Consider the following 10,568-nt stretch of genomic DNA (forward strand, 5'->3'; position numbering starts at 1 on the left):
GGACCGTGGCTAGTGGGCGACGGCGGCAGCGCCGTGTTCGTCGATCAGGGCACCGGTTTCGAAGCGTTCCAAGGCGAAAGGCTTGTTCAGCTTGTGCGGTGCGCCGGTGGCGATGGTGTGCGCGAAGGTCAGGCCGGCGGCCGGCGTGCCCTTGAAGCCGCCGGTTCCCCAGCCGCAGTTGACGAACATGTTGTCCACCGGGGTGGTGCCCACGATCGGCGAGGCATCCAGCGTGGTGTCCACGATGCCGCCCCAGGTCCGGAGAACGTGTGCCCGGGCAAAGATCGGGAACAGCTCGACGGCGGCCGCCATCTGGTGCTCGATCACGTGGAAGGAGCCGCGCTGGCCGTAGCCGTTGTACGAGTCGACGCCGGCGCCCATGACCAGTTCGCCCTTGTGTGCCTGGGAGACGTACACGTGGACGTGGTTGGACATGACCACCGTCGGGTGGACGGGCTCGTGCAGCTCGGAGACCAGTGCCTGCAGCGGGTGGGACTGGATGGGGAGCCGGAAGCCGGCCATCTCGGCCAGGACCGAGCTGTGCCCGGCGGCGCAGAGGCCCACCTTCTCAGTGTTGATGGTGCCGCGGTTGGTCTTGACGCCCACCACGCGGTTGCCGTCCTTGACGAAGCCGGTGACTTCGCAGTTCTGGATGATGTCCACGCCCAGCTCGTCGCACTTGCGGGCGAAGGCCCAGGCTACGTGGTCGTGCTTGGCGATGCCGGCGCGCGGCTGGTAGGTGGCGCCCATGACCGGGTAGCGGATGTCGTCCCGGATGTTCAGGATGGGGCAGAGTTCCTTGACCTGCTGCGGGTCCAGCCATTCCGCGTCCACGCCGTTGAGCTTGTTGGCGCCCACGCGGCGGATGCTCTCACGCACGTCGCCCAGGGTGTGGGCCAGGTTCATCACGCCGCGCTGGCTGAAGAGGAAGTCGTATTCCAGCTCCTCGGGCAGGATCTCCCACAGCTTCAGGGCGTGCTCGTAGATGGCGGCGCTCTCGTCCCAGAGGTAGTTGGAACGGATGATGGTGGTGTTGCGCGCCATGTTGCCGCCGGCCAGCCAGCCCTTTTCCAGGACGGCGATGTTGGTCATGCCGTGGTTCTTGGCCAGGAAGTACGCGGTGGCCAGGCCGTGCCCGCCGCCGCCGACGATCACGGCATCATAGGAGGACTTGGGCTCCGGGTTGTGCCACAGGAAGTCCGGGTGCTCCGGGAGCTGCTGGGTGCTCACTGGGCTGCTCCAATCATGTCGTTTTCAAAGGCGGCAATCTCGTTGGCGCCGCTGAGCTGGGGGTACAGGGGGAACTGCTCGGCGAGCGCAGTGACGCGGGCGCGGAGCTCGGCGGCGGTGCCGTCGTCGAGCGTTCCGGTGCCCGCCGCACTGGTGAGGGCGTTGGCGATGATGTCCGCGACCTCGGTGAATGCGGCGGCGCCGAAGCCGCGGGTGGCCAGCGCGGGGGTGCCGATCCGGAGGCCGGAGGAGACCATCGGCGGGCGGGGGTCGAACGGGACCGCGTTGCGGTTGACGGTGATGCCGATGCGGTGCAGCACGTCCTCTGCCTGCTGTCCGTCCAGTTCGGAGTTCCGCAGGTCAACGAGGACCAGGTGGACGTCCGTACCGCCGTTGACCACCGTGATGCCGGCGGCTTCGACGTCGGGCTGCAGGAAGCGTTCGGCGAGCAGCTTGGCGCCCTCCAGGACGCGTTCCTGGCGTTCCTTGAAGCCCTCGGTTGCGGCGAGCTTGAAGGCCACGGCCTTGGCGGCGATGACGTGCTCGAGCGGGCCGCCCTGCTGGCCGGGGAAGACGGCGCTGTTGATCTTCTTGGCGTACTGCTCCTTGGCGAGGATGACGCCGCCGCGGGGGCCGCCCAGGGTCTTGTGCGTGGTGGTGGTGACGACGTCGGCGTACGGCACCGGGTTGGGGTGGAGGCCTGCGGCGACGAGGCCGGCGAAGTGGGCCATGTCCACCATCAGGTAGGCACCGACCAGGTCGGCGATCCGGCGGAACTCGGCGAAGTCGAGCTGGCGGGAGTAGGCGGACCAGCCGGCCACGATGAGCTTGGGCTTGTGCTCGAGCGCCAAGGCCTCGACCTCTGCCATGTCCACCCGGAGGTCGGATTCGCGCACGTGGTACGGGACCACGTTGTAGAGCTTGCCGGAGAAGTTGATCTTCATGCCGTGGGTGAGGTGGCCGCCGTGGGCCAGGGAAAGGCCGAGGATGGTGTCGCCCGGGTTCAGCAGTGCGAACATGGCGGCGGCGTTGGCCTGGGCGCCGGAGTGCGGCTGGACGTTGGCGAACTCGGCGCCGAACAGTGCCTTCACGCGGTCGATGGCCAGCTGTTCAACGACGTCGACGTGCTCGCAGCCGCCGTAGTAGCGCTTGCCCGGGTAGCCCTCGGCGTACTTGTTGGTGAGGACCGAACCCTGCGCCTCCATGACGGCCGCGGGAGCAAAGTTCTCCGAGGCGATCATTTCCAGCGTGGACTGCTGGCGGTCCAGCTCGCGGGCGACGGCTTGCTGGATCTCGGGATCGACTGCGGAAAGTCGGTCGTTCAACTGCTCAACCACGAATGCTCCTTATGAAATACCACTTAGCTTGGGACTGATATATCAGTGTGAGGTCAATGGTATGATTGAGCTCACAACAGAGTCAATAGCAGGGAGCAAAATGACAACCAGCTTCCGCTTGGAGCCCACGAACGGAGTCCCGCTGTGAATGCTCTTCCCGCCATGCCGCCCGCCGAGGACGAAACACTGTCCCAGGCCGAGGCTGCGTACCGGCAGCTGCGCGACAAACTGATCATGCTGGACATCCGGCCGGGCGAGCCCATCAACGACGGCCAGCTGGCGGCTGAGCTGGGGTTCGGGCGCACGCCGGTGCGTGAGGCCATCAAGCGGCTGGAGGTGGACCACCTCGTGGTGTCCTACCCGCGCCGTGGAACATTCGCCACCACCGTGGACTTCACGGAACTGGCCGACGTCTCCGAAATCCGGGAACTGCTGGAGCCCCTCGCGGCGCGCCGGGCGGCCAAGCGGGCGAACACCGCCATGCGCGAGGAGCTCCTGGACGTCGCGAAGGCCATCTCGGAGCTGGCGCCCACCCCCGCGCAGTCGCGGGAGCTCATGCGCTACGACCTGACGGTGCACCGCCTGATCTACCGTGCCGCCGCCAACCCGCACCTCGAGGACACCCTGATCCGTTATGACAACCTGGCCACGCGCATCTGGTGCCTGGTCCTGGACAAGGTCCCCTCGGTGAGCGGCCACATCAACGAGCACGTGGACCTGCTGAAGGCTGTGGCGGAGGGGGACGCGGACAAGGCAGGCGAGCTCGCGCTGCATCACGTGACGAGCTTCGAGGAGACCATCCGCAAGGTGCTGTAGAACAGGACGCCGCGCCGTTACGCCGCCTGGACCAGTCGCATCAGTGCGGAAGCGTCGCACCTCACGCGACAGGACCTGAGGCCGCGTCCCACCTCAAGCGACAGGACCTGAGGACGCGTTCGGCATCAAGCGACAGGACCTGAGGCCGCGTCCCACCTCACGCTTCTTAACCCCCAAACGCTTCCTCAGGTTTCGGGGGAATCCCCCGGGGTGTTCCCCGGGGGATTCCCGCCTCATCGGGTGTTCAAAGGAAGTTAGTGGCCACCGCCCCCGATCACGCCCTTCTCGACGGCCTTCGTGACCGCGTCAGCTTCGGCCTGGGTCAGGGTGCCGTCCTTGACGGCCGCGTCCAGCCTGGTCTTCAAGGCTGCGGCTCGCTCCGCCTGGCCGGCGGCGCGGATTTCCGTCAGCGCCGCTGTGACCTTGGATTCGTCGACGCCGAGGGCCGTCGCCAGGGACTTCGCCATTGCCGCGTCCTGGGCGGTGTGGTCAGGCTTGGTGCCCTCAGTCGGCGCCGTCGTTGGCTTGTTGGCCTCGCGGAACGCCTGGATCGCCTCGGTCACCTTCGCTTCGTCAACACCCAGCTTGGTGGCAAGGTCCGCCGCGATCTGGCCGCGGTCCCCGCCCTTGTGGCCGCCGCGCATGCCGTGGCCGTCAGTCGATGCGCTGCTGTCCGCCGTCGTACTGGACGTTGCGCTGGGGCTCGGAGTGGTGGCGGCTGAGGCCATTCCCGTGACCCCCAGGCCGGCGCCCAGCGCCAGGGCGCCGGCGGTGATGCCGAGGGTGATTCTCTTGGTTCGTGACATGGTGTCTCCTTAATCGGCCGTGCGGTACGGCTTTGAACGGAAGGGCATCTGTCCTAGCCCTTCATCAAAGATCCGGCAGCAGCTTAGGGCGCCGCTGTTCGGAAACTGTCAGGAGGCTGTGAACCCTGGCGGCAGCAAAACCGACCCTTGGTACGACTGACGGAAATTTTCAACCAATGAAATCCGGGCATACTTTGGCCCCCCTGGTCCGCCAAGCTTGTCCGGAAAGACGTCCCCGCGGCCATGCCGAAGAAAGAAGGAAGCAATGACCCTCAGCGTCGAGGAAATGAACAAGCAGCTGCCGGTTGCCAATGCGTTGCCCGGCGAAGCCGTGCCCTACTACATGGCCTCCGGCGAGGGTGCCCGCTACGAAATCGACGGGCAGCTGGTGACCGTGATCGCCCGCGCCGCGGACACCGGCGGCATCTTCAGCGCCGCCTACATTTCCGGTGGCATGGGAGCCGAATCCCCCTTCATCAGCCACCGGATCGAGCACAAGACCCTGTACGTGTTTGACGGCATCCTCCATGTCTGGCTTCCCGGCGAAAGCCGTATCCTGACCCCGGGTGATTCTGTGGTGATTCCGCCGGGAACACCGCACGCGTACCGGATGGCCAGCCACTACACGCGCTTCCTGAACTGGATGACGCCCGGCGGTGCCGAGGCCTACTACGAGCGGGTCGGCACGCCCATCGATTCGCACGTTCCGCCGGTCCACGCCGGCCACCGGCTGAGCTCCCGGGAAGCTGCGGAAGTCGGCGCCGAATTCGGTATCACCTTCCCGGACGTGGAGCGGGTGGCACCGTCCCTGCAGCAGAATGCCGGGCTGCCTGCCACGCTGAGCCCCTACTTCCTCAGTGCCGGCGAAGGCGAGCGCTTGGTCAGCTACCAGACCATGTTCAGCTACCTTTCCCGGCCGGAGAACACGGGCTCGAACTACTTCGCCGTCCACACGAAGGGCGCCAAGTCCCCATACATCCCGCTGCACTTCCACTCGGAGCACACCGAGAACTTCCTTTGCACCGAAGGCCGCATGTGGCTCTACGCCAATGGCCGTGAGGTCCTGCTCACCAAGGGCGACTTCCTGCACGCCCCGGCGGGCACCGTCCACTCCTTCGCGTTCGACTCCCACAACACGCAGATGGTCGGCTTCCTGACGCCGTCGGTCTTCAACGGCTTCTTCGAGTACTTCAACAAGCCCACGGACGACTACATGTACACGGAAGGCGGCGAGCCCTACATGGACATGGAAGGGTTCGGCCGGGCCCAGGCGGAAATGGACCTCACCGTCGTCGGCCCGCCGCCCCAGCGCCGCGCGGCCCTGGACATCTCCTAACCGCAAAAAGCAACGCGGGGTCACTTTCCGCCCAATAACAAGGGTTTTTTGGGCGGAAAGTGACCCCGCGTTGCGGTATTTAAAGGGGTTACCGTTCCTGCGCCTGCCGGACCAGTGCACGGCCGTAGTCGTTGCCGTTGGGCGTGCGGAGAACGGTGTGCATGTGGAACGGTGCCGGCTTGTGGTTGCTGAGGAACACGCCGGTGTGGTGGTCCAGCTCCATGACTGCCACGGGGCTCTGGATCCGGAAGTAGAACGCGTCCTCGCCCTGCCAGCCGCCGATCCAGGAGAACCGGGTTTCGCCGTAGTGCTCCCGGATTTCCCGCATTCGCGCGGCACGGGGCCCTGCGGGAAGGGCGGCGACAAAGTCCTCCACCAGCCCGTCCAGCAGCGCCAGCGATTCCGGCGGCATGGACTCAGCCAGGATGCCCTCGTAGGGGATCACCCGGTTGTCCTGGAAGCAGCCTGCCAGGTGGCGTTCGTCCCCGGGATGCAGCCGGCCCTCGGGCATGGCCGGATCCACCATCTCCGCGAAGGAAACGGCATCACCCCGCAAAGAATCGGGCAGTGACGCCATCAGTTCACGGGCCAGGCTGATCCGTTCCTTGAACACCTTTACGCCCTTGTGCGGCCCGGCGTCGATGACGTCCGGCTCGGCGCCCAGGAACATCGGCGACAAAACGAGCTGGGTCCCGGCCACGAGGCAGTTGAGCGCCACGTGATGGCCGAACAGCTGCCAGCCCCACGGCTCCGATTCCGACGGCTCCCCGTAGAGGGCGAAGTTGTAGCTGTACTCGTTCATCAGCTCCGGCAGTTCCACCAGCTCGCCGAGAAAGCCGTTGATGCGCATCAGGTTCCGTGCCAGCGCGTACCCCTCCGGGCTGAGGCTCGCTTCCATCACGCCGAGCGCAGCATCGCGCACGGCCGGGTCCAGGTCCTCGAGGCGCAGCCCTGTGTCGTGCTGCATGAATTCCGGGTTCGCCCAGCTCTGCCATTCGTGCGCGTCCACGGGATAGCTCAGACGGTCGAGCTGTTCCGGCGAGGCAGCGGCGAGTAGCTTGCCCGCGGCGGCCACCATCTCCGCCGTCGGCGCCTCTTCCCCTGCCCTTGCCTCGGCGAGGCTGAACAGCCCGGGCCGGATGACGCCGTCGTTGGTTATGCCCGTGAAAGGCTCCGGGTAAAGCTTCTGCCAGCCCTCGATCATCGGGCCGGCAAAGGAGTCCGACTTGGCCTCCTCGGCATAGGAGCGCGCGTCCAGTCCGCGCAGGTGCGCCACGCGCGGATGGCTGGGCGGGTACAGGAAATCACGAAACGACGGCGCCGGCATTGGTGCCCTCCTTCAGTTGCTCGAATGGTTCGACGGCGGTTCCCCAGCCGGCCGCCACAGCCAGGGCAGCGGCGGCCGCCTCAGCGGAGGAACCGCGCCAGGCGACGTGCTGGTCCGGCCGGACGAGGACGGCCTCTGCCGCCCACAGTTCCGCCATCGGCGTCCCGTCGTCGGAAGGCCCGACGGCGGTGGCGGTCACCGGGATGCCGTGGCAGGCACCCGCCGCGAGGACCGGCGCGAAGGCCTCCTCCGGTGCGATGCCCGCCGTGCTGCCGGCCTCCACAAGCAGCGAGAATCCCGGCCCGAGAACGTCGTAGAGGGATGTGTTTCCGTCCAGCCAGGCATGGGGCAGCAGGGCCCCAGGGCTGGCCGAGGGCACGTAGCGGATCGGGTCCTCGGCCGGCACCGGGGCGCCGTCGGGGACCACGAGCGGCGAGGCGGAGTAGCTGTACCCGAGCACCAGGCCCAGGGAATCGAACTCGCTTTGCTTGACGGCCAGGGCGTCGTGCGCGGTGGCGCGGGCGGCCTCCCCCTCCACCCCGGCAGCCGCCAGGGCGGAATCGGCGAAGTGGTAGGCGAGGGCTTTTCCATTGGCCGCGGCGTCGCGGATGGTCCTCGCGGCAACGGGCCGGCGCTCCAGGCCGTAACTCTCCAGCAGTCCCGGCCCCGCCCACCCCTCGAAGGCGGCGGCGATTTTCCAGGCGAGGTTGGCGGCGTCGCCGATGCAGGTGTTGAAGCCGTGGCCGCCCCAGGGCGGATTCTGGTGCGCGGCGTCCCCCACCAGGAAGACGCCGCCCGTGCCGGAGGAACCTGTGCCGTAGGACGGGGCAAGCAGCATGCGGGCGGTCCAGGGATCGGTGGCGATCACGTCGACGTCGACGTCGGCTCCCACGAGCGACCGCACCAGGGCGGCCGGATCAGGCCCGGGCGCGTCGCCATCGATGCCGTCGCCGTCGGTGCCAACGCCCTGGGTGCCAACGCCCTGGATGATCGCCCACCAGGTCTGGTCCAGGTCCATCCGTCCCACCATGCCGGCCGCGCCGGGTCCCAGCACCCAGTACTGGACGGCGGGGTCAAGCGTGATGGTGGTGGCCAGGTCGCGGGAGCGGAAGAGGACGCTGATGTTGGACAGGGCGGCGGACTCCCCCTCGAGCCGGAGGCCCAGGCCGCGGCGGACCGTGGAGGAGCCGCCATCGGCCCCTGCCAGGAAGGCGCAGTCGACGGCGGTGCGGTACCCGGAAGCGTCGGCCACCGTCACGCGCTGCCCGCCGCCGGGAAGGGCAGCGAAGCTGTCCACCCGCAGTCCGGTGAGGAGCGTGGCGCGGGCGGACGCCGCCACGGCTTCCCGCAACACCGCCTCCAGCACAGGCTGCGGCACCTGCTGGCCACACTCGGGCTGGGGCTGGTAGCGGCCGGTTTCGAGCTGGAAGGCGTTGGGAAACCGCCGGATTTCGCGGCCGGTCAGGGCGGAACAGAAGATGACGTCCTGGGCGAAACCCACGGGCAGCGGCGCGGCCTCCCGGAGCGCGTCGGCCAGGCCGAGCCTGCGCAGGTGCGTCATGGTGCGCGCGTTGGTGGTCTTGGCGCGCGGCCGGTCCGGATCGATCAGCGTCCGGGGTTCGATGACCGTGCTGCGGATGCCTCGGCTGGCCAGGTCCAGGGCCAGGAACAGCCCGCTGGGCCCTCCCCCGGAAATGAGGACCGGTGTCTCGGCCGGGACGTCCTGCAGTTCGGCGTAGTTGACGGCGGTCATCAGGCCCTCGCCCGGAGGAACGGTTCGCCGACGGGAGTGACCAGGGTGCCGAGGCGTTCAATCTCGACCTCAACGGTGTCCCCGGGCTGCAGCAGCCACTGCGGTGTTCGCGCGTACCCGACGCCCTCGGGGGTGCCGGTGGCGATCACATCGCCCGGGTGGAGGGTGAACGTCTGGCTGACCAGCGAGATGATCGCGGGCACGGAAAAGATCATGTCCCGGGTGTTTCCGTGCTGGACTTCGGTGCCATTGACGCGGGTCCGGACCTCGAGCCCCTCGCGCAGGTCGCCCACCTCGTCGCGGCTGACCAGCGGTCCCAGCGGACCGGTGAAGTCGCCGTTCTTGCCGAGGGTCCACTGCGTCGTGAGCTTCTGGGCGCGCCGGGCGGTGATGTCGTTGAAGGTGGAGTAGCCGAAGATGGCCTCGGCGGCCTCGTCTTCGGTCACGGACTCCGCGCGCTTGCCGATGTACGCGGCCACCTCGCCTTCCCAGTCCAGGCCTGCCTCACCGCCGGGCACCGGGACCGGGACGTTCCCGACGGACAGCGAAGCCGTCCAGCGCCCAAAGAGCGTGGGGTATGGAGGCAATTCCTGGTCCTTGTAGCTGCCTTCCGCGGCGTGCGCCTTGTAGTTGAGGCCGACGCAGATGACGCGGGCCGAGGCCGGAACCAGGGGCACCTCAGCGACGCTGCCGCGCTGGAGCGAGCCATCCGCGAGCGACCCTGCAGTGAGGGACAGTGACTTTTCCTGCCACCCCTCGGCGTCCGCCCAGAAGTCCGTCACGGGAGCCAGCGGAAACACCCTGGCGTTGTCGGGACCGGTGCCGTTCAGGGCGGCTGCCCAGGTGTCGCCGTCGTGATTGATGCCTATGTACTGCATGGAGGGCCTTTCAGGTTCGCCCGGGGGCGGTGTTGGTCGGAGGGCACGGCAAGTAGAGCCTCCCTTGAGGCAGTTGCCGAAGCGGGGGTGTTACCGAAAAATCAGGGGGCTGCGTCAAACTACGGAACGGCGGCTTGCCGGCGGAAGAAGCTGACCGTGGCGGCCAGTGCCTTCTCCGCCGCGGCGGGGCTGCCGTCCGGAAGGGACCACATGTGGTCCGCCCCGTCGAGGAGGAGAAGTTCGACGGCGGCGCCCGCCTTTTCGAGTTCGGCCGCCAGGGTTTCGGACTGGGCGGCCGGGACAAAGCGGTCGGCTGTGCCATGGACCAGGAGGAAGGGCGGAGCGCCGGGACCGACATAACTGATGGGACTGGCCGCTGCTGCCTTCTGCGGCTCGTCTGCCAGCACGGCGCCGATGAGCTGTTCCTCGCGGGAGGCCGGGTCGTTGGCTCGCGCGACGGCGTTGGGCAGGGCCTGCTCCCCCATGCGGTTCAGGTCTGTGGGCGGGTACCAGGCCGCCACCGCCGCGACCGGGCTGTCGCCGGCAAGCAGGCCCACCAGGCTCGCCAGGTGTCCGCCGGCGGAGTCACCCCAGGCGTAGATCCGGTTGGGGTCAACGCCGTAGTCGGCGGCGTGGTCCCGCAGCCAGCGGACCGCGGCCTGGGCGTCGTGCAGTTGGGCCGGGTAGTGGGCCTCAGCGCTCAGCCGGTAGTCGGCCGAGGCGACGACGAAGCCGGCTTCAGCAAGGACCTCGAAGGGTGACAGCCCGAAGCCGTCCGCGACGGGACCCAACGATGACCGAGCCCCGACCCGCCAGCCGCCCCCGTGGAAGTGGACGATGGCCGGCCGGAGCGCGGCGCCGTTCCCGGCATCGTTGTGGGCCGGTTCCGGAAGGTACAGGTCCATCAGGAGCGGGCGGGCGGCGGGGCCATCAGCGGTGGCGAACTCCACGCCTTTGAGCACACGGCCTTCCGTCATCTTCGACTCCTTTGCTGCCTCTGCCGGTTCCTCGTTGGCCCGGCCTGTCCTTCTAAGACTGTCGGATCAGGAACGGGGCCAGTAGCAGCCATTTCAATCATTGAAAGG

General features: G+C 67.9%; 9 protein-coding genes. 2 read left to right on the forward strand and 7 right to left on the reverse strand.

The window, feature by feature from the left end:
• Positions 1 to 9: 9 nt before the first annotated feature.
• Both LFT45_RS20135 and glyA read right to left on the reverse strand, forming a co-directional pair.
• Positions 10 to 1,230: a sarcosine oxidase subunit beta family protein gene (locus LFT45_RS20135; RefSeq protein WP_111904398.1), complete on the reverse strand. Its 1,221-nt coding sequence runs from the start codon at positions 1,228 to 1,230 to the stop codon at positions 10 to 12.
• A complete protein-coding gene (gene glyA, locus LFT45_RS20140) occupies positions 1,227 to 2,567 on the reverse strand; it encodes a serine hydroxymethyltransferase (protein ID WP_272912726.1) in 1,341 nt (446 codons plus the stop codon). Before glyA ends, LFT45_RS20135 begins: the two co-directional genes overlap by 4 nt.
• Before the next feature lie 144 nt (positions 2,568 to 2,711).
• Here glyA and LFT45_RS20145 point away from each other — a divergent pair, with 144 nt between their 5' ends.
• Positions 2,712 to 3,383: a GntR family transcriptional regulator gene (locus tag LFT45_RS20145; RefSeq protein WP_236805339.1), complete on the forward strand. Its 672-nt coding sequence runs from the start codon at positions 2,712 to 2,714 to the stop codon at positions 3,381 to 3,383.
• 254 nt (positions 3,384 to 3,637) lie between these two features.
• Here LFT45_RS20145 and LFT45_RS20150 read toward each other — a convergent pair whose 3' ends face one another.
• A complete protein-coding gene (locus LFT45_RS20150; RefSeq protein WP_236805340.1) occupies positions 3,638 to 4,189 on the reverse strand; it encodes a hypothetical protein in 552 nt (183 codons plus the stop codon).
• Between the two features lie 265 nt (positions 4,190 to 4,454).
• Here LFT45_RS20150 and LFT45_RS20155 point away from each other — a divergent pair, with 265 nt between their 5' ends.
• The gene (locus tag LFT45_RS20155; protein WP_236805341.1) at positions 4,455 to 5,525 is read left to right on the forward strand and encodes a quercetin 2,3-dioxygenase; all 1,071 of its coding nucleotides are present in this window, start codon (positions 4,455 to 4,457) and stop codon (positions 5,523 to 5,525) included.
• An 88-nt stretch (positions 5,526 to 5,613) separates the two neighbouring features.
• On the opposite strand, the gene LFT45_RS20160 is transcribed toward LFT45_RS20155, so the two are convergent.
• The 4 genes from LFT45_RS20160 to LFT45_RS20175 all read right to left on the reverse strand — a co-directional run bounded on the left by LFT45_RS20160 (position 5,614) and on the right by LFT45_RS20175 (position 10,460).
• Positions 5,614 to 6,852 (reverse strand): DUF3500 domain-containing protein, encoded by a 1,239-nt coding sequence (locus tag LFT45_RS20160; RefSeq protein WP_236805342.1) that lies wholly within the window; start codon positions 6,850 to 6,852, stop codon positions 5,614 to 5,616.
• Positions 6,830 to 8,605 carry an FAD-dependent monooxygenase gene (locus LFT45_RS20165; protein ID WP_236805343.1) on the reverse strand — a complete coding sequence of 592 codons (1,776 nt, stop codon included), beginning with the start codon at positions 8,603 to 8,605 and terminating at the stop codon, positions 6,830 to 6,832. Before LFT45_RS20165 ends, LFT45_RS20160 begins: the two co-directional genes overlap by 23 nt.
• Positions 8,605 to 9,483, reverse strand: coding sequence for a fumarylacetoacetate hydrolase family protein (locus LFT45_RS20170; RefSeq protein ID WP_236805344.1), 879 nt, complete (start codon positions 9,481 to 9,483; stop codon positions 8,605 to 8,607). The genes LFT45_RS20165 and LFT45_RS20170 overlap by 1 nt, the downstream gene beginning before the upstream one ends.
• Positions 9,484 to 9,602: 119 nt before the next feature.
• Positions 9,603 to 10,460, reverse strand: a complete 858-nt coding sequence (locus tag LFT45_RS20175; RefSeq protein ID WP_236805345.1) for an alpha/beta hydrolase — start codon at positions 10,458 to 10,460, stop codon at positions 9,603 to 9,605.
• Positions 10,461 to 10,568: the final 108 nt, after the last annotated feature.

Origin of the sequence: Arthrobacter sp. FW305-BF8 (genome assembly GCF_021789315.1) — a bacterium.
GTDB lineage: Bacteria > Actinomycetota > Actinomycetes > Actinomycetales > Micrococcaceae > Arthrobacter.

What these genes read in the sequence shown, in the direction of transcription:
- LFT45_RS20170 (WP_236805344.1), bottom strand. Translation starts at nt 9,483, where the DNA reads ATGCAGTACATAGGCATCAATCACGACGGCGACACCTGGGCAGCCGCC.
- LFT45_RS20175 (WP_236805345.1), bottom strand. Translation starts at nt 10,460, where the DNA reads ATGACGGAAGGCCGTGTGCTCAAAGGCGTGGAGTTCGCCACCGCTGAT.
- LFT45_RS20160 (WP_236805342.1), bottom strand. Translation starts at nt 6,852, where the DNA reads ATGCCGGCGCCGTCGTTTCGTGATTTCCTGTACCCGCCCAGCCATCCG.
- LFT45_RS20155 (WP_236805341.1), top strand. Translation starts at nt 4,455, where the DNA reads ATGACCCTCAGCGTCGAGGAAATGAACAAGCAGCTGCCGGTTGCCAAT.
- LFT45_RS20150 (WP_236805340.1), bottom strand. Translation starts at nt 4,189, where the DNA reads ATGTCACGAACCAAGAGAATCACCCTCGGCATCACCGCCGGCGCCCTG.
- LFT45_RS20165 (WP_236805343.1), bottom strand. Translation starts at nt 8,605, where the DNA reads ATGACCGCCGTCAACTACGCCGAACTGCAGGACGTCCCGGCCGAGACA.